The sequence below is a fragment of the Marinobacter sp. F4216 genome (assembly GCF_019931195.1).
Lineage (GTDB): Bacteria > Pseudomonadota > Gammaproteobacteria > Pseudomonadales > Oleiphilaceae > Marinobacter > Marinobacter suaedae.
In genome coordinates this window covers 805620-831147 of the sequence record NZ_JAIOUO010000002.1, presented here as the reverse complement: position 1 = coordinate 831147, position 25528 = coordinate 805620, and the positions used below count along the sequence as shown (strand labels likewise).

The window sequence follows — 25528 nt, the reverse complement described above, 5'->3', positions numbered from 1 at the left end:
ACAATCCCCTCTCCGTTGTATGGGCTATTGGATGTTTTGTTTCCGCAACGCGCTCAGCAGCCGCCAGACCGAATGCTCCAGGGCTGCACTCGTGGCGAGCCCCAGCTTCTCGGCCAGTGACCGTTTACGCTGATAAGATACTGAGACTACGTCGGCCCGGTCGCAGGCTTCAATCAGATATTCGTCGGAGGTCTTGATCTCGTCAATCAGCTTCACCTCAAGGGCCCGACTGCCAAACCAGATATCGCCATTAGCCACCTCGGCAATATCAACCTCTGGCCGACGCTCGCTCACGTACTCCTTGAACAACACGTGGGTGTCTTCCAGATCGGCAAGGAATTTCTCGCGTCCCTTTTCGGTATTTTCTCCGAACATGGTCAGCGTCCGCTTGTGCTCACCGGCTGTCAGCACCTCGACGTCGACGTCGTTCTTCTTCAGAAGTCGATGAAAATTCGGAAGCTGTGCCACCACCCCGATGGAGCCCAGCACGGCAAAGGGCGACGCCACGATACGATCGGCGACACAGGCCATCATGTATCCGCCGCTGGCTGCGACTTTGTCGACACACGCGGTCAAACGAATGCCTTTTCCCCGGATGCGATCCAGCTGAGCCGCAGCCAGACCATAGGCGTGCACCAGACCGCCGCCGCTTTCGAGACGGATAACCACTTCATCCTTCTCTGGATCGGCAATGCTCAACACCGCAGTAATGGAGCGGCGCAACTGGTCGTTGTCACTGGCCTTGATATCGCCGTCAAAGTCGAGCACGAACACGCGGGCCGACTCTTCTTTAACCGGTTCACTCTGCTTGCCCTTTGCCTTCTCTGCTTTTTTTCTGGCCTTTTCTTCTTTTTTGCGCGCCTTGGCAGCTGCCTTTCGCTCACCATCAGACATCAGTCGGGCCTGAATCGACTCACGCAACTTGGTATAGCTGTCATTCAGCTTCCGGATTTTTAGCTCACCATCTCCTCCGTGATCGTCCCGATCTTTATGGGCGGCGGAAACAATCACCGAGATAATCACCAGAGCTGCCACCACAAACGTGACAACCTTGGCGAGGAATAAACCGTACTCTGTCAAAAACTCCAAAGCGCTTCTCCGTAACCTAGTCAGGGCGTAACAGTGTAACTTACCGAATTTACGCTGATAAGGTGAGCGAAATTATTTAAACAAGCGTTCGATCGAGCTTGACACCACTAGACACTAACCATAAAGTCGAATGCGAGGTCGGCTATGCAAAAGCGCCCGTTCAGGCTCACCTGCCAGGGGGCATCCAGGCCGTCGCCAACACCAGACAACCAGTTAAAAAGGGAAAGATAATGTCTGTAGCTCAGGTATTCGAACAACTCGAACAGAACTTCAACGCTGACGCAGCGCAAGGCCTGGACTTGGTATTCCAGTTCGACGTTGAAGACGACAAGACCTACCACATTGTGATCAACGATGGCTCCTGCAACGTCCAGGAAGGCGAGCACGACGATCCTTCCGTGACCCTGATCATGAGCTCCGAAACCCTGCACGGCATCGTCTCTGGCGAAACCGACGGCATGCAGGCATTCATGGCTGGCCAACTGCGCGCTGAAGGCGACATGATGCTGGCCACCAAGCTGGGCGAGCTGTTCAAGATGGGCTGATTGCTGCCCTCTTAACGAAAAAAGCCTGCGCTATGCGCAGGCTTTTTTGTATCTGTTCAGGTCGCCTGGGCATTACCAGTACTGAACCGCCTTGTGCGCTTCTTCATTCGCCGGCACCGCAACCAGACCGGAACCGGAGAGCCGGACATCGAAAACCGCACCATCTCTCATGGGCATGAAGGTGGCGTTACCATAAACCCCCTCCACGAAGGGTAAGTCGAACTGCCGATCCAGTTCCCAGAGATCTACCCATACGGCATCGTTCAGGCCAATCACCGACCTTGGATTGCTGCGCTCCTGCTCCAGCGAGGTATAGCGCCCTCCCAGCCGCTCCAGACGATAGGCCGGCCCGATACCCAGCCAGCGCAGCGGGCCAGTGAAGCGGATGATCCGGGCATCAACTTGCCACTGATCCCCCCGAAGTGATGCCACCACCGGTTCCTGCCCAACCAACTCGAAGGCTACGCCCCAGCGCTGATCGCCCTGCTCCTGAGTGGAAACGCTGGCGACGGTCTGCATGCCGGAGAGGGACTGATAGTCGTAGAGGTTTAACGCGATGACCAGCAGGTAGCCACCTATGGCCATGATTCCGAAAACGGCCATGCCCTTGAGCCAGCCCAGCAACCAGCTCGGTCGCAGGAAAAACAGCAGGCCACCAACAAACAGAACCGCACCCACGGCGGCGAGCAGAATGGTCGAAAACTCCTGGGACATAAACTCTAGAGACCTACATCGTCCAGCGAGCTGGTAGCCAGCTTCAGGAGATCCTGATTCTTGTCTTCACGCTGACCAATGCTTTCGATGTAATATTCCATCGACGTCAGCGCATCGGCCAATGCTTCCAGAACCTGGGAGGAAGGCGCTTCACGTCCTTCAAGCAGTTGATCCTTGATCGAGCCAGCTACCCGTTGCAGAACATTTGCTGCGGCCGGGTCATCCACCATCTGCAGGCCGCCCCAAATACTATGCAAGGTGCCCGGCAGGTTGGCGAGGTGAAGCTTGTCGTAATCAGATTCAACAAACGCGGTAATCGCTCGCTTTGCCAGCGTAAGCGCGCTTCGTGCTTCATCAGCCACAACAAACAGCGCTTCGCGCAGATAAACCGATTCATCCTGGCTCTTCTTCGCTGCAGCCAGAGCATCAGTTTCAGAGGTGATGCCCCGACTGACGATCTGTGTGACCGCGTCCTCAATACTCAGTACGGAACTGGCCAGGCGATAGAGTTCGTCATCCTCCGGCAGCTTGGAGTCTGCCTCCCATTTGCGCAGACGGGTGGCCTCCTCCCGGGCAACACCTGCCAACTTGTTCAGGTCCAGCATGACCAGCGTGTTGGCGAGGCGATCAAGCGCTTCGGCAATGGACGACAGTTCCGCCAGATCAGGCTCGATACCACGCTCGATGATATCGAGTTTGTCCTTCAACTGATTCAGCTCGTCCTGAAGCGCCTCCGAGAGCGATTTGAGAACATCACTGCCCGGGCCGTACAACCGACGGGCATGGCTTTCCAACAGGGAATCGGTGAAATCGGCAGGCGCCAGACGGTACGATGACAAAACACGGGTGACTTCCGGATTACCCGACCCGCTGCGGTACAGCAGGTAAATCAGGTCCCGAATCAACGAGTCCGGAGCCTGCTTGGCGGTTGCCACCTTACCTACGTACACCACCTCACGGGCGTATTTTTCGATACGCATGAGCATGCGTTTGCGGGCCTTGTTGAACCCCATGGCCCGATCCAGCATGGTATCGGCCACCACAGACACAAGACACCACATCTGCCCCATGGGCGCACCGGAACACAAGCGAGCAAACCCGCGGGCCGACCGGCCAATCAGCTTCTTGCTGACAACCTCGTTACGTTCTTTCAGTATGCCAAGCAGTGCCACCTGAAACGTAAGGCGCATGCGACGGGCCATGATTTCGTATTCTGACTCGCTGCCGCTAAACGGATCGATGGGCATGCCCGAGCAAAAATCAGGCTGGTTTTTGACGTCTACGTCAAAGAAAACGGATTCGGGATAGGGTTTTTCCCGCCGGGCTTCACGGAGGTCGTTGATCACAGGCAAAAGCAGCTCAGGATGATCCGCCCGCTGCTGGTGGTAGTACTCCACATACCGGCGAAGAATAAACAGAGCGCTGTTCAGGGTCGTCAGGAGGATGTTCTTGTCGTCGTTTGCACCAACGGGAACATCATTGGCCATGGACACGGCTTCCTGGCAAAGCAAAGCCCCGCCCCGCAGCTCCACCAGAACGAAAATCCCCCTCAGCTGATTGATAAAATCGACGCAGTTCTGGAGATCTTCCCCGCTTTCGCGGTTCTCCTGGAAGCGTTCCAAACTGGATTCTGCCTGCTTGATGGTCTGCTCTATTTCACTTTTGACCAGATCAAACGACTGGGATTTCGTCGCTAAAGACGACTGAACCATAAACGCTTCCTGTTATTATTAGCGGAGACTACCGCGACCTCATGGTAACCACTGCCGGCCTTATACATTGACGCAGCTCATGTTGTTATCGCGTAATGTCCAAGCTTTCAGTCATTGCTTTTATACTGAAAACTGACTAACTGGTCATTACTTATATCATAAAACTCAAGCACCTCAAGAAAGGCGGAATGTAACATTTGGTATAGTTCCGCCCCGGTTCTCATTTGGGTTAATGCAGTTTACTCCACACAGTCTCGCCGGCCTGTTTTTCCATCATGCCCATAAACTCCTCGTGCGCCTGGCGCTCGTCTTCGCTGGCACTGACAACGGCCAGAGGTGCTCGATCGGATGGAAGACGCCGTATTCCGCCTACACTTCCGCCCTCTTCGGAACCGCTGTCGAGAGAGAGCGCGGTCTGACCACCGGTTAACAACAGATAAACATCGGCCAGAATCTCGGCGTCGAGCAAGGCTCCGTGAAGTTCCCGATTGCTGTTATCAACACCGTAGCGCTTACAAAGCGCGTCGAGGTTATTCTTCTGGCCCGGGTGCTTCTTCCTTGCTATCGCCAGTGAGTCGACAACGCCACAGTGGTCGCCGGTTTTTCGCACCGGCTTCAAGCGGGCGAACTCGGCATCCATAAAGCCAACGTCGAACGCTGCATTGTGAATAACCAGCTCAGCCCCGTCGATAAAGGCAAAGAATTCGTCGGCGATTTCCGCAAACTTCGGCTTATCCGCCAGAAATTCATTGGTGATGCCGTGCACAGAAATCGCTTCGGCTTCGACTTCCCGCTCGGGATTGATATAGACGTGGTAGGTTCGGCCCGTCAGCTTGCGCTCCATCAACTCCACACAACCGATCTCGATGATTCGATGGCCGGAGGACGGATCAATACCCGTGGTTTCGGTATCCAGTACAATTTGTCTCATAAACTCACAAAAAATCTGCGTTGTTGTATTCAGGCACCGCTCAGTTCGGAGACACCACGATTGGCCAGCTCATCGGCCAGCTCGTTATCCGGGTCCCCCGAATGACCTTTTACCCAGTGCCAATTGATGCGGTGGCGAGCAACCTCTTCATCCAGTGCCCGCCAGAGATCTTCATTCTTGACCGGCTTCTTGGCTGCGGTTTTCCAGCCGTTTCGCTTCCAGCCTTTCATCCATTCCGTGATGCCTTTCCGAACGTACTGGGAATCCGTGTAAAGCTCCACTTCGCAGGCGCGCTTGAGAGCGGAAAGCCCCCGAATGGCTGCCATTAGTTCCATACGGTTATTGGTGGTCTGCGCTTCGCCGCCATGGAGCGTTTTGCACGCATCGCCATACCGCAACACCACACCCCAGCCCCCGGGCCCGGGATTCCCCTTACACGCACCGTCGGTGTACAAAACTACCTTGGCGGACATATTGCTCCTGGTTTTTCAGTCAAAGTCCTCGGACATGGTCTTTTCGGCGTGGGCACCCCGCGATGCACCAATGACTCGCGTACCCGACAAGGAAATCACCTTCGCCGTCCGCCAGGTTGGCCGCTTGGGCAACCCCGCATAAACCCGCTTGCGGGCCATGATGCAGTAGTAGGCCCCAAGCGGCAGAATTCTATTGCCCGCCCTTCTGGAATCCAACCAGCTTTCACGATCTCGTCCACTTCTTTGCAGAGGCAGCCTGAAAAATCTGGTGGAGGAGGCTTCTATATTGAACCCAAGCAGATGCAACCAGTCCTCCATGCGCCTGCGGAACAGAAAACGGCCGCCCCATGGGCCTTCCCGGTGCCGCGATACGGCTCGCCGGAGCCCCCACAGGCTGAGCGGATTCAAGCCGATCAGCGCGATGGTCCCTTCGCCGCGCAAAACACGAGCAGCCTCCCGAATTACTTCATGGGGGGACCGGCTAAAGTCAGCACTGTGGTGAAGAACCACAAGATCCATGGAGTCCGAAGGGAAAGGTAACTCGTGCGAATCGCAAACGACCACGCCTTCGGAAATTTCCGGTGACCATACCGGAGTGGTCATGATGCGCTGGGTAAAATCCGTACCCGTGGCCAGCGGCAAACGATGACTGATCCCCACTTGCAACTGGCGCGCGCCCGTCAGCGGCGCAAGATCCGCATCCAGGAGCCTGCGTTGATCCGCCAGCAACGCCCTCCCCAGGGCCGACTGAAACCACCGTTCGAAGCTTTCGTGGCGCACGGCATAATCAATCGTTTCTGATGTTTTTACAAGGTTCACGGGGTCACCTCGCTGTGGGCCCGGTTTCAGGCCAACCCGGTATTGTTCTATCATATCAGTCACACTTCGTTTTCACAGGTGCGACTTGCATGTTGAACGTGTCCCCCATACGCGCATTCAGTGACAACTACATCTGGTGCCTTTCAAACCCTGAAACCCGCAAGGCCCTGGTGGTGGACCCCGGACAGGCCAGCCCGGTATTGGAGCACCTGTCGTCCAACGACTTGTATCTCGACACCATTCTCATCACCCATCACCATCCAGACCACGTGGGTGGGGTACCAGAATTGCGCAAGGCAGCACCTGAGTGCCGGGTAGTCGGCCCGGCGGGTTCCCCCTTCAAGGGCGTCACCGAGTCGGTCGAACCGGGCCAGCGCCTCCGCTGGGGCGACATGGAGTTTTCGGTGATTGGCGTTCCTGGCCACACCCTCGACCACATCGCCTACTTCTCGGAGACAGCGGTTAACGATCGGCCAGTGTTGTTTTGCGGCGACACTCTGTTTGTGTGCGGCTGTGGCCGCTTGTTCGAAGGATCCGCCGCGCAGATGCGCGAATCTCTGCAGACGTTACGATCCCTTCCGGAGAACGCCGCCGTCTACTGCGCCCATGAGTACACTCTCGCGAATTTGCGCTTCGCCCGCAGTTGGTTGCCCAACGACGAAGGTTTGAGAACCTTCGAAGCCCAATGCATTGAACAACGGGAACAGAACCAGCCAACCGTGCCTTCCACTCTGGCCAGGGAAAAGGCTCTGAACCCCTTTCTGCGCTGGGATGACCCGGCGGTAGTGGACGCCGCCCGAACCTATTGTGAACAGAATAACCTGCCTTCGGATTCCGCCGATGCCATATTCGCCGCGGTAAGACACGGCAAGGACCATTTTTAAGTCGTTAACAAATCCTCTCACGGACGTAACGAGAGGCTCCTTGACCCTTTTCAGGGCGCTTTCATAGAATCGTTCCACCTTTTTGTCGCAACCCATTAAATCTGCCGGATTTTCAGATACACGATCCGGCCCCAACGTGAGCCGGAATTTTTCTATGTCGGTCAAACGATTGTCGCTGCTCTTCTTTACCGGTGCGCTGGCCAGTGGATGCAGCGTATTGAGTTCTTCCAACAATAACGAGCAGGCAAATGACGAAGCGCTTCTCAACTCCGAGCAGGTCACGGTCGCAGCCGGCGACGAGGACCTGAAACAAGCCGTCGCCGCCGGAAATGGCGAGAACGCAACCAAAGGGGCAGCGCTCGACGACGCCATCGCACCGTCACTCAGAGCGGCGGCACAGGACGCCCGAGAGAAGCTCGACGCGCCGGAGCAACAGGCAACAACCGAAACACAGGACCTCTGGCAGCGCCTTCGGGCCGGCTTTGCCCTGAATCATGACGTCAACAGCGATCGGGTTCGTGACCAGCTTAACTGGTACGTAAAGCATCCAAGCTACATCAAGCGCGTTGCAGATCGTGGTAGCCGCTACCTGCACTACATCCTGAACCAGACCGAAGAAAGAAAGCTGCCGAACGAACTTGCACTTCTTCCCATCGTTGAAAGTGCTTTCGATCCGTTTGCCTACTCCCACGGACGGGCTGCGGGTCTCTGGCAGTTCATCCCCTCTACGGGCAAGTACTTCGGCCTGACACAAAGCTGGTGGCACGATGACCGCCGCGACCTGATTGAAGCCACCGACGCTGCCCTGACCTACCTGGACCGCCTCGCCAACCGTTTCGACGGCGACTACACCCTCGCCCTTGCCGCTTACAACAGTGGTGGCGGTACCGTTTCCAGTGCCATGCGCAAGAACCGGAAGCGGAACAAGCCCCAGGACTACTGGTCCCTGGACCTGCCCCGGGAAACTCGCCATTACGTACCCAAGTTGATTGCCCTGGCTAAAATTTTCGATAACCCGGAAAAATACGGCATCGAACTGCCGCCCCTTAAAGATGAAGCCTACTTCGAAGTGGTTGAAACGGGCTCCCAGCTTGATCTGGCCCAGGCGGCGCAACTGGCCAATGTTGACGTTGATGAAATCTACTTGCTGAACCCCAGCTACAACCGTTGGGCCACCAATCCCGATGGCCCCCATCGTCTGCTGGTTCCCAAGGAAAACGCCGAAGCCTTCCGTGCTGCCCTGGACAACCTGCCAGTGGAAAAGCGCGTCTCCTGGCGTAACTACAAAGTAGAGTCCGGTGACAGCCTGATTTCCATCGCCCGCAAGTTCACCACCACCCCTTCCGTGATCAAACAAGTGAACAAGCTGGATTCCGATCTGATCCGTATTGGCCAGCGCCTGCTGATTCCTTCGGCACTCGAGGGCTCGGATACCTATGCACTGAGCGCGTCCGAGCGACTGGAGCGCAAACAGGACCGGAAACGTGACGGCAATAAGGTTCGTTACACGGTTCGTCGCGGTGATACCTTCTGGGATATCGCCCGGGAGCATCGGGTATCGGTTCGTGAAGTTGCTGGCTGGAACGGCATGGCCCCCGGCGACCCACTGATTCCCGGAAAGCAACTGGTGATCTGGTCCAAGGCAGCCAAACCTGCCCAGGTGGCATCGACCAGTGCCCGCGGCAAATCCATGGTTCGCAAAGTCGGTTACCGCGTACGTGAAGGCGACTCCCTCTGGACCATTGCCAGCCGTTTCTCAGTGAATGTGCGCGATATCGCTAGCTGGAATGACCTGAACACCAAGCGCTATCTTCAACCGGGACAAAGTCTGGTACTCTACGTTGACATACGGAACAGTCCCTGACCCCCATTGGTCCGGACTATCCGGTAACTTATAAGAATCAGATGGGTCATGATGACCCGGAGCGTGCCGCCCCTTTTCGCTGTTAAATAATAGGGGCGTCAACTCTTAACTGACATTCCGGAACGCGCGAGACCTATGACCAGCAAACGGACAGCTTCATACCTGACGACGCTTCTGACCTCCATTACCTTGATGACCGGTGCAACCACCGGATTCGCGGAGGAGGCTCCGGCAGCCGAACCACGACATGGCATCGCCATGCACGGGGAAACCAGTTATCCCGCCAGCTTCGAGCACTTTGACTACGTAAATCCGGACGCCCCGAAGGGCGGGACGGTCAAGATGGCGGTCGTTGCCAACGGGTACGACTCCTTCAATCCGTTCGACATTCGCGGCATCGCTGCAGCAGGTATCAACACCTATCTGTATGACACCCTGATGGAATCATCCGACGACGAGCCTTTTTCAGTCTACGGACTGATTGCAGAGTCCATCGAAACACCGGAAGACCGAAGCTATGTCACGTTTAACCTGCGCGACGAAGCCCGCTTCCACGATGGCCATCCAATTACGGCCGAGGACGTAAAGTTCTCTTTCGATACCCTGACCACCAAAGGCCATCCCTTCTTCCGCAATTACTACGCGGATGTGTCAAAAGTAACGGTTGAGAGCCCGGCACGCGTCCGGTTCGATTTCAGCGATACCACCAACCGGGAACTGCCTTTGATTCTCGGCCAGATGCCAATCCTCCCCGCCCACTACTGGGCCGATAGGGAATTTGGAAAAAACGGTCTGAATCCGCCCCTGGGTAGCGGCCCTTATCGAATTGGGGAATTCGAGGCCGGACGCTCCATTACCTATGAGCGGGTGGAAGACTACTGGGCCAAAGACCTGGGAGTTCGAAAGGGCCGTTTCAACTTTGACCAGGTTCAGTACGACTACTACACCGACGATACTGTTGCCCTGGAGGCCTTCAAGGCAGGAAACTTCGATTACCGCATCGAAACCTCCGCCAAGAACTGGGCCACCGCCTATAGCGGCCCGAAGTTTACCGATGGCCAGATCATCGCCGAAGCCATCGAACATCACCGCCCCACCGGCATGCAGGCATTCGTCTTCAACACCCGAAAGAAAATGTTCAGTGACTCCCGGGTACGTCAGGCGCTTGCCTATGGCTTCGACTTCGAATGGGCCAACAAGAACCTCTTCTACGGCCAGTACACCCGTACCGACAGTTACTTCGAGAACAGCGACCTGGCGTCAACCGGCCTGCCGGAAGGGCGGGAACTGGAAATCCTCAACCAGTTCCGGGAACAGCTACCGGAAGAGGTGTTCACGGAAGCCTACGCTCCACCTGAAACCGATGGCCAGCAGGGGTTGAGAAAGAACCTCCGCACGGCAATGGAACTGCTCAAGTCGGCCGGTTACGAGATCAAGAACCGTAAAATGGTCAATGTGGAGACTGGCGAACCACTGGCCTTTGAAATACTGCTTTTCCAGAAGAGCTTTGAGCGAGTCGTGCTGCCATTCAAGAACAATCTGCAGAAGCTGGGCATCGATGTGACTGTCCGGCTCGTGGACAGCAACCAGTACATTCAACGGGTGCGTGAGTTCGACTTCGACATGATTACCCAGGTTATGCCTCAGTCGGACTCGCCCGGAAATGAACAACGGGAGTACTGGCACTCCTCCAACGTGGATGCAAACGGCTCCCGAAACTATATGGGCATTGCTGACCCTGTGGTGGACAGCCTGGTGAACATGGTCATTCAGGCACCCGACCGCGAGGAACTGGTTCAACGGGTGCACGCCCTCGACCGGGTTCTGCTCCACGGCCACTACGTTATTCCCCACTGGCACCTGGCTCAGGACCGGGTGGCGTACTGGAGCCATTTGCAACGACCTGAAGAAACACCGAAAAACGGGTCAGAGCTGAATAACTGGTGGATTAGTCGCTGAGCCACTTACCTTGACCCAAGCTGTAACGTAAGGAACGCGCCGCCAGATGGGCATCTACATACTCCGACGGCTTGCTTTGATTATCCCGACGCTGATCGGGATCATGCTGTTGAACTTCGTAATTGTTCAGGCCGCCCCCGGCGGTCCTGTTGAGCAGTTGATTGCTGAAATGGAGGGGCATGGTGGCAGCGCCCTCGCCCGGGCTTCCGGCGGTGATGGCGGCGGGGAAGTCTCCAGTGGATCAAGCGATAGCCGGGGTGCACGGGGCATTCCCGATGAGCTGCTCAGGGAAATCGAAACCATGTACGGTTTCGACAAGCCCGCCCACGAGCGTTTTTTCAAGATGCTCGGAGATTACGCCACCTTTGATTTCGGTGATTCCTTTTTCCGCGAGAAAAGCGTCATTGATCTGATCATCGACAAGATGCCCGTGTCCATTTCCCTGGGTCTCTGGTCCACCCTGATTATCTACCTGATCTCCATACCCCTGGGCATCCGCAAGGCCGTCACCGACGGCTCCCGCTTTGATGTCTGGACCAGTTCTGCGATTGTGATCGGGTACGCGATCCCCGGCTTCCTGTTTGCGATCCTCCTGATCGTCCTGTTTGCCGGTGGCAGCTATTTCGACTGGTTCCCGCTGCGGGGCCTCACCTCCTCCAATTTTGATGAAATGACCTGGTATGAACAGGTGGCCGACTATTTCTGGCACCTGGCCCTGCCCGTCACCGCCAACGTCATAGGCGGTTTCGCGACCCTGACCCTGCTCACCAAGAACTCGTTTCTCGACGAAATCAGCAAGCAATATGTGGTGACAGCGCGGGCCAAGGGTCTGGACGACAAGCAGGTACTCTACGGTCACGTGTTCCGTAACGCCATGTTGATTGTGATTGCCAGTCTGCCGGGTGTGCTGGTGTCCCTGTTCTTCACCGGCTCTCTCCTTATAGAGGTCATTTTCTCGCTGGACGGGCTTGGCCTGCTGGGCTTTGAAGCGGCGCTGAATCGGGACTACCCGGTTATTTTCGGCACTCTCTACATTTTCACCCTGATGGGGCTGGTGCTGAAGCTGATCAGCGACATCACGTACGTGCTGGTGGACCCCCGCATCGACTTTGAAAGCCGGGAGGGCGCATAACCATGGCGTCACTCTCCCCCATCCAGCAGCGGCGCCTGCGGAACTTCAAAGCCAATCGGCGGGGTTACTGGTCTCTCTGGGTGTTTCTCGCTCTCTTCGGCTTATCCCTGTGTGCGGAGCTGATTGCCAATGACTCCCCGCTCGTGGTGTCTTACAACGGCGACTGGTATTTCCCTGTGATCGAAACCGTTCCCGAAGAAACCTTTGGTGGTTTCCTGCCGACTGAAGCAGATTATCGGGATCCCTTCATCGCGGATGAAATCAAGGCCAATGGCTGGATGATCTGGCCGCCCATTCGTTTCAGTTACAACACCATCAACTATGATCTTGAGGTGCCCTCGCCAGCGCCCCCGAGCGGGGAAAACTGGCTGGGAACCGACGATCAGGGACGGGACGTCGCCGCCCGCGTCATCTATGGATTCCGCATTTCCGTCCTGTTCGGCCTGACGCTGACCATCGCCAGCACCCTTGTCGGTGTGGTCGTTGGCGCAATTCAGGGCTACTACGGCGGTAAAATCGACTTGCTGGGCCAGCGGTTCATCGAAATCTGGTCGGGCCTGCCCGTGCTTTACCTTCTGATCATCCTTTCCAGTATTGTGCAGCCGAATTTCTGGTGGCTGCTCGGCATCATGCTGCTGTTCAGCTGGATGGGACTGGTAGACGTGGTTCGTGCCGAGTTCCTGCGAGCACGGAATTTTGAGTACGTGAAAGCCGCCCGCGCCTTAGGCCTTGATAACCGGATGATCATGTTCCGGCATATCCTGCCCAATGCCATGGTAGCGACGTTGACCTTTCTGCCATTTATCCTCACCGGCGCCATCACCGGGCTGACATCCCTGGATTTCCTCGGCTTCGGTTTGCCATCAGGCTCCCCCTCCCTTGGCGAGCTGATTGCTCAGGGCAAGGCGAATCTCCACGCTCCGTGGCTTGGCATTTCCGCGTTCGTGTCTCTGTCCGTGATGCTGACCTTGCTGGTGTTTGTCGGCGAAGCCGTCCGGGATGCCTTTGATCCGAGAAAGAGCTGATATGAGCAATCTGCTGGAAATTTCCGATCTCTCAATCTGTTTCGATAACGGGCCTCGTGTGGTTGACTCCCTGTCACTCGACATCCGTCAAGGCGAAACTGTTGCTCTTGTAGGCGAAAGTGGCTCCGGCAAATCCATCTCTGCCCTGTCCGTACTTCGACTGCTGGACGAACGCCATGCCAGCTACCCCACCGGAACCATCCATTACCGGGGCGAAGACATGCTCAAAGCCTCGGATAAGCGTCTTCGCCAGATCCGGGGCCGCCAAATCAGCATGATCTTCCAGGAGCCCATGACCTCGCTAAATCCACTGCACACGGTGGAAAGACAGATTGGCGAGATTCTGGAACTTCACAAAGGGCTAAGAAACTCTCAGGCCCGAAAGCGAACGCTGGAACTCCTGAATCTGGTCGGTATCCATGATCCGGAGAGTCGCTTGGGAAGTTATCCTCACCAGCTGTCAGGAGGCCAGAAGCAACGGGTTATGATCGCGATGGCATTGGCCAACGAGCCGGAATTGCTCATCGCGGACGAACCAACCACTGCCTTGGATGTCACGGTTCAAAAACAGGTGCTGGAGTTGCTCAGGGATTTGCAGCAGAAGCTGGGCATGGCGATCCTGCTGATTACCCACGATCTCACCATTGTGCACCGCTATGCCGACCGCGTAGCTGTCATGGAACGCGGGAAGCTGGTGGAAGAAGCAGAGACTGAAACCCTGTTTGCCAGTCCCCAGCACCCTTATACCCAAATGCTGCTCAACGCCGAGCCGCCCACCGAACCGCCAAAAAAATCCGCTCCCGGTGGCGAGTTGCTGGATGTGCACCAACTGGATGTGCGTTTCCCCACCAAGAAATCCCTGCTAGGCAAGGTGAAGGCCTACTTCCACGCCGTGCAAAGTGCCGACTTCAGTCTCGAGCGCGGGGAAACACTGGGCATTGTGGGTGAAAGTGGCAGCGGCAAAACCACGATCGGCCATGCCCTGCTCAAGCTCATCAACAGCACCGGAGAGATTCGTCTGGATGGCCAGCAACTCGGTCCTTTATCCCAAAGTGAGTTCCGTCCCTGGCGAAAACGTATTCAGATCGTGTTTCAGGATCCGTTCGGTAGCCTGAGCCCTCGCATGTCGATCGCTGAAATTGTCGGTGAAGGCCTGGAAATCCATGATCCGGATAATAAGGCCGACCACGAGGCGCGGGTTATTCGAGCTCTCCAGGACGTGGGGCTCGACCCCGATGCCCGCCACCGCTATCCCCACGAGTTCTCCGGCGGGCAGCGTCAGCGCATCGCCATTGCCCGGGCCCTGGTTCTGCAACCAGACCTGATTATCCTCGACGAGCCTACCTCGGCTCTTGACCGAACGGTGCAGAAACAGGTGGTTGAACTGCTCAGGGATATTCAGGGTCGCTATGGTCTAAGCTATATCTTCATCAGTCACGACCTTGCAGTCGTTCGTGCGCTCAGCCACAAGTTGTTGGTGTTAAAGCACGGCGAAATCGTCGAGTACGGGAGTGCCCACGACATTTTCGAGTCACCGAAGCAAGCCTATACCCGGGAACTGCTGAACGCCGCGTTCTTCTACCAGACGCCTTCTACGACCAATTGAGCGTTACCCCGTCTTCACAGGTTCGGGGATAATGCAGCAAATTCAGTCATGCATGGAGATTTACCCATGGGAATACTCAGCGGCAAACGCGCCCTGATCGTCGGCGTTGCCAGCAAGCTTTCCATCGCCTACGGCATTGCCGAAGCCTTCGCCCGCGAGGGCGCCGAGCTGGCCTTTACCTATCAGAACGACAAGCTTAAGCCACGGGTGGAGAAATTCGCCGAGCAATGGGGAAGCCAGCTTACCTTCCCGTGCGACGTTGCCTCCGACGAAGAGATTGAGCAGGTGTTTGCAGAGCTTGGCAAGCACTGGGACAACGTAGACATCATCGTTCACGCGGTTGGCTTTGCCCCTGCCCATGAACTGGATGGCAACTACGTGGACGTAACTACACGGGAAGGCTTCCAGATTGCCCACGACATCAGCTCCTACAGTTTCGTTGCCCTGGCCAAGGCAGCTCGACCGATGCTGCACGAAGGCAGTGCCCTGATCACCCTGAGCTACCTGGGTGCCGAACGGGTGCTACAGAACTACAACGTCATGGGGCTGGCCAAGGCATCACTGGAAGCCAACGTGCGCTATATGGCTGCCAGTCTGGGCAAGGACGGCATCCGTGTGAATGGTATTTCCGCCGGCCCGATCAAGACCCTGGCCGCGTCCGGTATTCGGAGCTTCCGCAAAATGCTGGCGGAAAACGCCAAGCGCGCGCCCCTTCGCCGTAACGTGACCACCGAAGAAGTGGGCAATGCAGCCGCCTTCCTGTCCTCGGACATGGCCAGCGGTATCACTGGTGAAATCATGTATGTCGACGCGGGATTCAATATTACCGGCATGGGTGAGCTCGACGAATAGCCTGTCGCGTTCGTCCGCCGTCAAAAAAAGCCGGGTATTAACCCGGCTTTTTTACTTCGCCACTCGACTGGCCCGCTCTCACAGGGCCGGCGGACTAATTTGGGGTTGTTTTGTACTGTGTCCGCATAGTGAGACGTGTCCCGGCGCCGCCTCCAGCAAATCACTTCTGTTCAAGGCCCGCTTGAGCTTCGCTTACAGGCGCCCGACCAGTTTCAACAAAATAGGTTTGGCAGATCAACAGCGATGACCGTCAGTCATTGATACCACCGGTCCCAGACGTACCCGCGGTCTATAGACTGCGAGTAAGGTGCCAACCAGAGAGCATCCTCGGTCAAGCGCCCAATAGGATTAATACACCTAGGACCGGCGTAATCTCTTTGTTTTGCGCCACTCAGCCCTTCGGTCAGGAAGCGTTGAAAAGCCCCATAAAATAACGCAGTATAACCATCACTTCGGTCGTTACCACAGACAAAGACCGCGGACAATTGTGACAATCGGCAACCCAGTAAATCTGTGTTTTCAATCGGGTTGCAATGATCGGAATCGGGGATAACAAACAAGATGTCAGGCAAGAAACTGGAAAACCTGAATGTGGCCAGCCAGGAACCGCTGATTACTCCGGAAGCTCTGAAAAAGGAACTGCCACTTTCAGAAAAAGCCGCGGAAAACGTAGCCAAGGGCCGTCAGGCGATTTACGACATTATGGACGGCAAAGACCACCGCCTGTTTCTCGTGGTTGGCCCCTGCTCCATTCACGACGTTGAAGCGGCGATGGATTACGCTCGCCGCCTGAAAAAACTCGCGGACGAGGTCAGCGATACCCTGCTGATCGTTATGCGCGTCTACTTTGAAAAGCCACGAACCACTGTTGGCTGGAAGGGGCTGATCAACGACCCGCATCTGAATGACACCTTCGATATCGAACAGGGTCTTCATATCGGTCGTCGCCTGCTGATCGACATCAACGAACTTGGCCTGCCGGTAGCTACCGAAGCTCTGGATCCGATTTCCCCGCAGTATCTGCAAGACACCGTTGCCTGGTCTGCCATTGGTGCCCGAACCACCGAATCCCAGACGCACCGTGAAATGAGCAGCGGCCTGTCCATGGCTATTGGCTTCAAGAACGGTACAGACGGAAGCCTCGATGTCGCAGTGAATGCCATGAAGTCAGTGTCTCATCCCCATAGTTTCCTGGGCATTGACCAGCAGGGCAAAGCCTCCATTGTGCGCACCAAGGGCAACAACTATGGCCATGTGGTTTTGCGTGGCGGTGGTGGCAAACCCAACTACGATTCCGTCAGTGTTGCCCTGTGTGAGCAGGCTCTGGACAAAGCCGGCTTGCGTAAATCCATTATGGTCGACTGCAGCCACGCGAACTCGAATAAGGACCCGGCGCTGCAACCACTGGTTATGCAGGACGTCAGCCATCAGATTCTGGAGGGCAACAACTCCATTCAGAGCCTGATGATTGAAAGCAACATCAACTGGGGCAACCAGTCGATTCCTGAAAACCTGGCTGACCTGAAGTACGGTGTCTCGGTGACTGACGCCTGCATTGATTGGCCGACGACCGAGAAAGCGGTTCACGACATGCGTGACAAGCTTAAGGACGCTCTTCCCAAGCGCAACATCGGCTGAGCAATCCGGCCAGCCTGGCTAACAGGCGAAGGGAGAGACTGAACAAAAAAGAGAGCCATCTGGCTCTCTTTTTTCATATCTTTTCACTGCCTTGAGCCGGCCCCGCCCTTAACCCGGTTTCGATCCCGAGAGCTCTGGCATAGCGCCAACCCAATCCAGCTTGCTTCGCAGTGACACCACGTTACCGATAATCACCAGCGTCGGGGGCTGAACCTGCTGCGCCTTGACCCGCTCAACAATCGTATCCAGCGTCCCGGTAACCACCACCTGGTCCGGGTTGGTGCCCTTGGAGACAAGGGCAACGGGCATGTCTGGCGCCATCCCGTGCCCCATCAGCTGCTGGCAGATAATCGGCAACCCCACCAACCCCATGTAAAACACCAGGGTCTGGTTGTTCTGCACAAAATCTTTCCAGGGCAGATCGCAGGTATCGTTTTTCAGGTGACCGGTGACGAACCGAACTGACTGTGCATGGTCCCGGTGGGTCAACGGAATGCCCGCATAGGCCGCACAACCTGACGCAGCGGTGATACCCGGCACCACCTGAAAGCGCACGCCAGCCGCCGCCAGCGTTTCAATTTCCTCGCCGCCACGACCAAAGATAAAAGGATCCCCGCCCTTCAGGCGAACGACCTTCAGTCCTTCCCGAGCGAGATCCACCAGGCGTTGATTGATTTGATCCTGAGGAAGCGCGTGGTTAGCGCGCTGCTTGCCAACATGGACCCGCCTGGCCGTCTCAGGGATCAGAGCGAGGATTTCCGGAGACACCAGGCGATCATAGAGCACAACCTCGGCCGAGGTTATCAGCCGCCAGGCCTTGATGGTCAGGAGGTCGGGATCTCCCGGTCCTGCCCCAACGAGCGCCACCTCACCGGCGGAACTGTTGGGGTTATCCGTAACCGGGTTGCTACGGTAACGGGCGGGCCCTGGCGCTACGCCCATAGTCTTCCTTGGTACAAATCCCTGCCGATCGTTCATTGAATTCGGTCCATGCCTCCCATGTACGGCTTCAGTACCTCGGGAACGATAATGCTGCCATCGTTCTGCTGATAGTTTTCCATGACCGCAATCAATGCTCGACCCACCGCCAGGCCGGAACCATTCAGGGTATGCACGGGTTCGGGCTTTCCGGTTTCCGGGTTACGCCAACGCGCATGCATCCGTCGCGCCTGAAAATCACGGGTATTGGAGCACGAGGAGATCTCCCGATACTTGCCCTGGCCCGGCAGCCACACTTCAAGGTCGTAGGTTTTGGCCGCTGAGAAGCCCATATCGCCACCACACAAAGTGACCACTCGATACGGGAGTTCAAGGAGCTGAAGCACTTTTTCTGCGTGGCCGGTCAGAGCTTCCAGGGCAGCCTCGGATTCCTCGGGGCGAACCACATGAATCAGCTCGACCTTGTCAAACTGGTGCTGGCGAATCATGCCTCGGGTATCCCGGCCGTATGACCCCGCCTCACTGCGAAAACATGGGGTGTGGCAGACCATCTGCAGCGGTAGCTCTTTGGCATCCAGAATCGTGTTGGACACCAGGTTGGTTGCCGGTACCTCGGCCGTGGGTATCAGATAGAGAGGATTTTCACCCTCCATCTTGAACAGATCTTCCTCGAATTTCGGCAGCTGGCCGGTGCCATACAGGGTTTCGGCATTCACCAGATACGGAACGTAGGCCTCCATATAGCCATGCTCGCTGGTATGCAGGTCGAGCATGAACTGGGCCAGTGCACGATGCAGACGGGCAACTCCGCCCCGCATCACCGCAAAGCGGGAGTGCGCCAGTCGGCTTGCGGTTTCAAAATCCAGGCCCTTGAGTTCTTCGCCCAGTGCAACGTGATCCTTGGGCTCGAAATCAAAGGTCTTCGGAGTGCCCCAGGTGCAAATCTCGACGTTGTCGTCCTCGCTGTCGCCTTCGGGAACGTCCTCATCCGGCAGGTTCGGAATGCCCGCCAGGAAAGCATTGAGTTCTTCCTGCAACCCTCGCAGTTCGTCTTCGGCTTCCGAACGCTGTTTCTTCAGGCTCTCCACTTCGTCCAGCAACGGCTGGATATCCTCGCCTGCCGCCTTCGCTTTACCAATCGACTTACTGCGCTTGTTCTGCTCGCTCTGCAAAGTTTCGGTGCGCACCTGAAGGGCACGGCGGCGTTCTTCAAGTTGCTCGAAGGCGGCAGTATCAAAAGCGTAGTTTTTGACAGCCAACCGACGGGCGATCTCTTCAGTCTGGGTACGGACACGTTTTGGATCGAGCATGGTTATCCTGAATCTTAACGTTTGCGTTGTAGGAAAAATGACAGGCCATTATACCTGCACTGGAACTGGTGGCTACCGCGAGGTCAGGGGTAGCGTTTACGAGGACTATCACTGTTCCATCGATCGAGCCGCTGGCGCTTTTCCGCCAGCTTGATTTCCAGGCCACGGGGAACGGGCTCGTAATAACGACGCTGGTGAATGGCTTCCGGCAAATAGGACTCACCGGCTGCGAATGCTTCCGGCTCATCGTGGGCGTACCGATAGTCATCACCATGCCCCATCGACTTGAGCAGCTTGGTAGGCGCATTTCTTAGATGAACAGGCACTTCGTAGTCGGGATCCTTGCGGATATCGGCCATGCATCGGTTATAGGCTGAATAGACCGCGTTACTCTTGGGCGATAACGCCAGATACGTTACCGCCTGGGCCAGAGCCAACTCACCTTCGGGAGAACCAAGGCGCTCCTGGGCATCCCAGACATCCATGGCAATACGAAGGGCGCGAGGGTCCGCATTGCCGATGTCTTCACTGGCAATACGCACCAGACGACGAGCGACATACAGAGGATCGCAGCCGCCGTCGAGCATCCGGCACAGCCAGTACAGGGAACCGTCCGGATCCGAGCCCCTGACAGATTTGTGAAGGGCGGAAATCTGGTCATAGAAAACATCGCCGCCTTTATCAAAACGGCGGAGACTGGTCTGCAGAACCTGTTCCAGATGAGCCGCCGTGATTCGGTCCTGCCCCTCTTCGTCAGGCTCCGCCAGATCCGCAGCCACCTCCAGGATATTCAGAGCCCTGCGGGCATCCCCCCCTGAGGCGGCCGCCATCAAACTCCGGACATCAGCCGCGACTGCCAAGCGACCGTTGAAACCCTGTTCTGCACTCAACGCCCGGTCGAGCAGATCAACAACATCATTTTCTTCGAGATTCTTGAGGACATAGACCCGCGTTCGTGACAGCAGTGCGCTGTTCAGTTCAAAGGAAGGATTCTCGGTGGTTGCGCCAACGAAGATAAAGGTGCCGTCTTCAATATGGGGAAGGAATGCATCCTGCTGGCTCTTGTTAAAGCGATGGACCTCGTCAACAAAAAGCAGCGTGTCACGACCCTGCCCCTGTTTTCGGTCCCGTGCCCGTTCAACCGCCGCACGAATGTCCTTGACACCACTCAGGACCGCCGAAATCGTTTCGAAGCTGAGGTCACTCAGGTTCGCCAGAAGTTTCGCAAAGGTGGTTTTACCGACTCCAGGTGGGCCCCAGAGAATCATCGAATGAAGCTGACCCTGCTCCACCGCACGGCGCAGTGGTTTTCCCGGGCCCACCAGATGTTTTTGGCCGACGTAATCTTCCAGCCGGGTTGGACGCATCCGGTCCGCCAGCGGACGGAACCCGGACGATTCCGCGAACAGGCTGTCCTGCATCAGGCGCCATCCCGGATTACGTCAACGTCCTCCGGATAAGTCAGGGAGAATGCGCTGTTATCGATGTCTTCATTCAGACGAATATCGTCAAAGCTCAGTATGCTGACCTGGGCCAGCGAATCCAGCATGCGCATCTCCCTGAGTTCGCCGTCAACGAACGACAGACGAAGGGAAACGAACAGGGAATCCGGATTGCGGGGTTCCAGCATATATTCCTGCCGGCTTTCCCCAACGGCACGGTGGGAAACCGTGTAGGTTTGCTCAAGGTCATCCACTTCACCACTCAGCAGCAGCGCCGGTGTGGTCTGGACCCGCTCATCGAGGTTATGAATGGTCACCTGCTCAAGATCAGGGTCGTACACCTCTACGGTTTCGCCATTGCTGACAATAAACTGCGACAAGGGGGCACTGGTTTCCCAGTAGAATAGCCCCGGCCGCTTGGCCTTGAGCTTGCCACGAGTTTCCTGAACGGCATTGCCATACTCATCCGCCACAATCTGGATAAAGCTGGCCTGGTAGGATTCGTATCCCTTGAGCAACGCGGCCAGATCTTCGGCCGCTTCGGCGTTTTGGACGGAGCTTTCTTCTGCCCCGGCAACGAAGGTCTGCATGGCGAGGGCCGCAACCATCACCCATTTGAACCATCGATTCTGTGCCATATGCAATGCTCCTAGTCTCTGGGTGGTGGGGGTGCCAGAACTTCGCGCCCGCCATTGTGGCCAGCTGCGCTTACGACACCCGATGCCTCCATGGCCTCTACCAGGTTCGCGGCCCGGTTGTAGCCAATCTTGAACTTCCGCTGAACGGAGGAGATGGAAACCCTGCGGCTTTCGGTTACAAAGGCCACGGCCTCGTCGTACAGGGAATCACCTTCGTTGTCTCCGCCCTCGGTAAGCGTGGGAACACCTGGCAGGTTTTCACCTTCAGCCCCGTTGAGTACCTCGTCCACATAAATCGGTTCGCCCCGCGCTTTCCAGGCACTCACAACCCGGTGAACTTCATCATCATCGACGAAGGCACCGTGTACCCGCACCGGAAGACCGGTACCCGGCGGCAGGTACAGCATGTCACCGTGACCAAGGAGTTGCTCCGCCCCACCCTGATCCAGAACGGTACGGGAATCAATCTTGGACGACACCTGGAACGACATCCGGGTCGGAATGTTGGCCTTGATCAGACCGGTAATGACGTCCACGGACGGGCGCTGTGTCGCCAGCACCAGGTGGATACCGGCTGCACGTGCCTTTTGAGCAATACGAGCGATCAGTTCTTCAACCTTCTTGCCGACGATCATCATCATGTCGGCGAACTCATCAATCACCACCACGATGAACGGCAGGGTTTCCAGCTCCGGACGTTCCTGTTCATCGTTCGCCAGATACTCATCGGGTTTCCAGAGGGGATCCAGCAGCGGCTCACCGGCGGCGATCGCATCCTTAACTTTGCGGTTGTAACCGGCGATGTTGCGGACGCCTAGATTGGCCATCAACCGGTAGCGTCGTTCCATCTCTGCCACACACCAGCGAAGCGCGTTGGCCGCTTCCTTCATGTCAGTCACAACCGGTGCAAGCAGGTGTGGGATACCGTCGTAGATGCTCAGTTCCAGCATCTTGGGATCCACCATGATGAAACGAACTTCTTCCGGGGTCGCCTTGAGCAGCATGCTCAACAGCATGGCGTTAACCCCTACGGACTTACCGGAACCCGTAGTACCGGCCACCAGAAGGTGTGGCATCTTGGCGAGGTTCGCGACCATGGGGTTACCGCCGATGTCGTTACCCAGTGCCAGCGTCAACGGTGAGGAAGAATCTTCGAATACCGGGGCGCCCAGCACTTCACTCAGGCGCACAATTTCCCGCTCCTCGTTGGGTATCTCGATACCGACGACGGATTTACCAGGAATAACTTCCACAACCCGCACGCTCAACACCGCCAACGAGCGGGCAAGGTCCTTCGCCAGGTTGGAAATCTTGCTGACCTTCACGCCGGCAGCCGGTTTGATTTCAAACCGGGTAATCACCGGGCCGGGATTGACCTCGACCACTTCCACGGAAACCCCGAAGTCCGCCAGTTTTTCTTCCAGCAGACGGGACATGTGCTCCAGTGACTCTTCCGAATAGCCCTTTTCCTGATGCTCCTCAGGGGGATCCAACAAGGAAATTGGCGGCACGGGGCTTTCGATATCTTCAAGCAGGGAACCCTGCTGGTTGTTATCGGCGCCACCCTGCGCTCCCTTGGGAACCTGTTCTTCTTTCTTGAACGGCGAGATTTTCACCGAACGGGCTGGCGTGTGAGCGGGAACTGGCTCTGCCTCAACCGCTTTTTGCTTAGCCTTGGAACGCTTTTCTGGCGCCGGTTCGCCTCTAGAGCTGAAACTCTCGAACTCAACCGGTTCGACACTCAGCCCCGGAGGAATGCCCTCAAACCCGGGCTCTTTGCGTTCGATAACCTTATCTGCACGCCTGTCTCGGGTCTTTTTGCCACCGCCGGTTAGCTTCTGCCACCATCCGGTCTTACCTTCGCCAGTCCCCCCTTCGGAGTCGATACCCTCAGCTGTACTGGAGACTACTCGATCCTGAACGACAGGAGGCTCCGGTGTTTTAAGAGCCTTTTTCGCCTGTTTCGCCTGTTTTTTCTCGTCGGCTCTCCGCTGCTTCGCTTCGGCCTTCTCCTTCGCCGCCGCTTTCTTCTCCGGATCAGAAGCGAAGGCGGATTTCAGGGAATCAAACAACCGGATCATCAGCCCGCCAATCTGATCCATAAGCCTGAACCAGGACAAACCGGTCGTTACGGTAAGTGCGAACAGGAAAATGGCAATCAGTAGCAGTGTGGTCGCCGGCAAATTGAAGAAGCGGACCATGGCTTCCGATACTGTGGTGCCCAGAACGCCGCCCGAGGAAGCTCCCAGGCCGAACACGGAATACAGGGACAGCAAACTGGACGCCGACAGCAAGATAAGGAGGAATCCGCCAAACTGCATCATCACCAGAGGCCAGTGAAGCTCCAACGGCTCGTTCCTTCTGCGGATAAGGATCACTGCGTAACCCGCGATCATAACAGGGAACAGGAACGCCACCTGGCCAAAGAAATCGATGAACAGACTGGCCAGCCAGGCTCCAGTTCGGCCGGCATGATTGGTCACTGACGTATCATGGCCGATGCTGGCCCAGCCAGGGTCGGTCGGACTGTAGGTAACCAGAGCCATGGCCAGGTAGATGGCCAGCGCAATAAGGGCGATTACCGCACCCTCCCGGGCCCCCTGGGTAACCAGGCGCCGGAAACGCTGCTGTTTATCGGTCAATTCCTTTGGGGCGCGCTTTGCTTTTACGGATTCGGCCATGCAATTCTGCTATTTTTATTTATTGGTTCTGAAGGGCCTGAAACCCCCGGGCAAGGTCGGTCTTCAGGTCTTCGACTGCTTCCACACCCACTGAGATCCTTATCAGGTTTTCAGTGATGCCCGCGGCGCTTTTGTCTTCAGGAGACAAGCGTCCGTGGGTCGTTGTGGCCGGGTGAGTAATCGTCGTTTTGACATCGCCCAAATTGGCGGTGATTGAGACCATTCGGGTGGCGTCGATGAAGCTCCAGGCTTCCTCCCGGCCACCTTCTACCCGGAACGACAGAACCCCCCCAAACCCACTCTGCTGGTGCTTTGCCAGTTCATGCTGCGGATGCTCAGGCAAACCGGCATAGAATACCGTCTCTACCTCAGGTTGTTGTTGCAGCCATTGAGCCAACTCTAATGCATTCTCACAGTGGGCTCGCATACGGATTGGTAAGGTTTCCAGGCCTTTATGGAACACCCAGGCGTTAAACGGGCTAAGGGTCGGCCCTGCGGAACGCAGGAAACCATAGACTTCCTCCATCAGTTTCTCGGGGCCAACGACCACGCCGCCAACGCACCGTCCCTGACCATCCAGGTACTTGGTCGCGGAATGAATAACCACATCGGCGCCGTGTTCCAGCGGCCTTTGCAACACCGGCGTACAAAAGCAGTTGTCAACGACCAGCAAAGCCTCGTGTGAATGCGCCAGGTCGGCCAGTGCACGAATATCCGCCACTTCGCAGAGCGGGTTGGAAGGTGTTTCAATAAACAGCATGCGGGTGTTCTCACCCACCGCACTTCGCCAGCCCTCGTCATCCGTCAGGCTCACAAACGACGTTTCCACTCCGAACTTGGCCAGGTATTTCTGGAACAGCACGTTGGTCGTACCAAACACTCCCCGGGAGCAAACCACATGGTCGCCGCTCTTGAGCAACGCCATACAGGTGCTCAGGATGGCCGCCATGCCCGATGCAGTGGCGACCGCACGCTCGCCACCTTCCATCGCGGCCATTCGTCGCTCAAATGACTGCACAGTGGGGTTGGTAAACCGGGAATAGATGTTTCCGGGCTCATCACCACCGAAACGGGCGGCCGCCTGAGCGGCGCTACCGTAGACAAAGCTGGATGTCGGGTAAATCGGGTCACTGTGCTCCAGCTCCCCGGTACGCATCTGCCCTGCCCTCACCGCGAGGGTATCGACGGACATACCCTCAAGATCCGATTCCGGGATCCAGACAGTTTCTTCGCGGCGAAAGGTCATGAACTGCTCCTGCTTATGTCTTATGTGTC

At 56.6% G+C, this 25528-nt stretch carries 20 protein-coding genes and 2 pseudogenes; 9 read left to right on the top strand and 13 right to left on the bottom strand.

What is annotated here, in order from left to right; translation table 11 throughout:
* Positions 1-24 precede the first annotated feature (24 nt).
* Positions 25-1089, bottom strand: a complete 1065-nt coding sequence (sohB, locus tag K8I84_RS04255; RefSeq protein ID WP_223793464.1) for a protease SohB — start codon at positions 1087-1089, stop codon at positions 25-27.
* A gap of 230 nt (positions 1090-1319) precedes the next feature.
* Between sohB and K8I84_RS04250 the strand changes: the two genes are divergently transcribed.
* Positions 1320-1634 (top strand): SCP2 sterol-binding domain-containing protein, encoded by a 315-nt coding sequence (locus tag K8I84_RS04250; protein WP_223793463.1) that lies wholly within the window; start codon positions 1320-1322, stop codon positions 1632-1634.
* A 72-nt stretch (positions 1635-1706) separates the two neighbouring features.
* Here K8I84_RS04250 and K8I84_RS04245 read toward each other — a convergent pair whose 3' ends face one another.
* The 5 genes from K8I84_RS04245 to K8I84_RS04225 all read right to left on the bottom strand — a co-directional run bounded on the left by K8I84_RS04245 (position 1707) and on the right by K8I84_RS04225 (position 6283).
* A complete protein-coding gene (locus K8I84_RS04245; RefSeq protein WP_223793462.1) occupies positions 1707-2348 on the bottom strand; it encodes a multidrug transporter in 642 nt (213 codons plus the stop codon).
* Between the two features lie 5 nt (positions 2349-2353).
* Positions 2354-4060 carry a chemotaxis protein gene (locus K8I84_RS04240; RefSeq protein ID WP_223793461.1) on the bottom strand — a complete coding sequence of 569 codons (1707 nt, stop codon included), beginning with the start codon at positions 4058-4060 and terminating at the stop codon, positions 2354-2356.
* Positions 4061-4289: 229 nt separating this feature from the next.
* Positions 4290-4991 (bottom strand): DNA polymerase III subunit epsilon, encoded by a 702-nt coding sequence (dnaQ, locus tag K8I84_RS04235; protein WP_223793460.1) that lies wholly within the window; start codon positions 4989-4991, stop codon positions 4290-4292.
* 29 nt (positions 4992-5020) lie between these two features.
* Positions 5021-5464: a ribonuclease HI gene (gene rnhA, locus K8I84_RS04230; RefSeq protein ID WP_223793459.1), complete on the bottom strand. Its 444-nt coding sequence runs from the start codon at positions 5462-5464 to the stop codon at positions 5021-5023.
* A gap of 15 nt (positions 5465-5479) precedes the next feature.
* Positions 5480-6283: a class I SAM-dependent methyltransferase gene (locus K8I84_RS04225; RefSeq protein WP_223793458.1), complete on the bottom strand. Its 804-nt coding sequence runs from the start codon at positions 6281-6283 to the stop codon at positions 5480-5482.
* Between the two features lie 89 nt (positions 6284-6372).
* On the opposite strand from K8I84_RS04225, the gene gloB reads away from it, so the two are divergent.
* From gloB to K8I84_RS04185, 8 genes are all read left to right on the top strand, one after another.
* On the top strand, positions 6373-7167 hold the full coding sequence (gene gloB, locus K8I84_RS04220; RefSeq protein WP_223793457.1) for a hydroxyacylglutathione hydrolase: 795 nt from the start codon (positions 6373-6375) through the stop codon (positions 7165-7167).
* Positions 7168-7321: 154 nt separating this feature from the next.
* Positions 7322-9031 (top strand): LysM peptidoglycan-binding domain-containing protein, encoded by a 1710-nt coding sequence (locus K8I84_RS04215; protein WP_223793456.1) that lies wholly within the window; start codon positions 7322-7324, stop codon positions 9029-9031.
* A 135-nt stretch (positions 9032-9166) separates the two neighbouring features.
* Complete coding sequence (locus tag K8I84_RS04210; protein WP_223793455.1) at positions 9167-10990, top strand: extracellular solute-binding protein; 1824 nt, start codon at positions 9167-9169, stop codon at positions 10988-10990.
* A gap of 46 nt (positions 10991-11036) precedes the next feature.
* Positions 11037-12122, top strand: coding sequence for a microcin C ABC transporter permease YejB (locus K8I84_RS04205; RefSeq protein WP_223793454.1), 1086 nt, complete (start codon positions 11037-11039; stop codon positions 12120-12122).
* Positions 12123-12124: 2 nt separating this feature from the next.
* A complete protein-coding gene (locus tag K8I84_RS04200) occupies positions 12125-13147 on the top strand; it encodes an ABC transporter permease (protein ID WP_223793453.1) in 1023 nt (340 codons plus the stop codon).
* A 1-nt stretch (position 13148) separates the two neighbouring features.
* Positions 13149-14753, top strand: coding sequence for an ABC transporter ATP-binding protein (locus K8I84_RS04195; RefSeq protein WP_223793452.1), 1605 nt, complete (start codon positions 13149-13151; stop codon positions 14751-14753).
* A gap of 66 nt (positions 14754-14819) precedes the next feature.
* A complete protein-coding gene (locus K8I84_RS04190; protein WP_223793451.1) occupies positions 14820-15605 on the top strand; it encodes an enoyl-ACP reductase in 786 nt (261 codons plus the stop codon).
* A 561-nt stretch (positions 15606-16166) separates the two neighbouring features.
* Positions 16167-17243: a 3-deoxy-7-phosphoheptulonate synthase gene (locus tag K8I84_RS04185; RefSeq protein WP_223793450.1), complete on the top strand. Its 1077-nt coding sequence runs from the start codon at positions 16167-16169 to the stop codon at positions 17241-17243.
* A gap of 108 nt (positions 17244-17351) precedes the next feature.
* Here K8I84_RS04185 and cobA read toward each other — a convergent pair.
* The 7 genes and pseudogenes from cobA to K8I84_RS04155 all read right to left on the bottom strand — a co-directional run.
* Positions 17352-18116 (bottom strand): annotated as a pseudogene (cobA, locus tag K8I84_RS04180) (uroporphyrinogen-III C-methyltransferase); the annotation flags it as partial.
* Between the two features lie 101 nt (positions 18117-18217).
* Complete coding sequence (gene serS / locus K8I84_RS04175; RefSeq protein WP_223793448.1) at positions 18218-19492, bottom strand: serine--tRNA ligase; 1275 nt, start codon at positions 19490-19492, stop codon at positions 18218-18220.
* Positions 19493-19575: 83 nt separating this feature from the next.
* Positions 19576-20913: a replication-associated recombination protein A gene (locus tag K8I84_RS04170; protein ID WP_223793447.1), complete on the bottom strand. Its 1338-nt coding sequence runs from the start codon at positions 20911-20913 to the stop codon at positions 19576-19578.
* Positions 20913-21524: an outer membrane lipoprotein chaperone LolA gene (lolA, locus tag K8I84_RS04165; RefSeq protein WP_223793730.1), complete on the bottom strand. Its 612-nt coding sequence runs from the start codon at positions 21522-21524 to the stop codon at positions 20913-20915. Before lolA ends, K8I84_RS04170 begins: the two co-directional genes overlap by 1 nt.
* A 59-nt stretch (positions 21525-21583) precedes the next feature.
* Entirely contained in the window at positions 21584-21862 is a 279-nt protein-coding gene (locus tag K8I84_RS17040; protein ID WP_411722654.1) for a DNA translocase FtsK, read from the bottom strand.
* Positions 21862-24253, bottom strand: a pseudogene (locus K8I84_RS04160) (DNA translocase FtsK); the annotation flags it as partial. The pseudogene K8I84_RS04160 and the gene K8I84_RS17040, both read right to left, overlap by 1 nt.
* A 19-nt stretch (positions 24254-24272) precedes the next feature.
* Complete coding sequence (locus tag K8I84_RS04155) at positions 24273-25499, bottom strand: O-succinylhomoserine sulfhydrylase (RefSeq protein WP_223793445.1); 1227 nt, start codon at positions 25497-25499, stop codon at positions 24273-24275.
* Positions 25500-25528 lie beyond the last annotated feature (29 nt).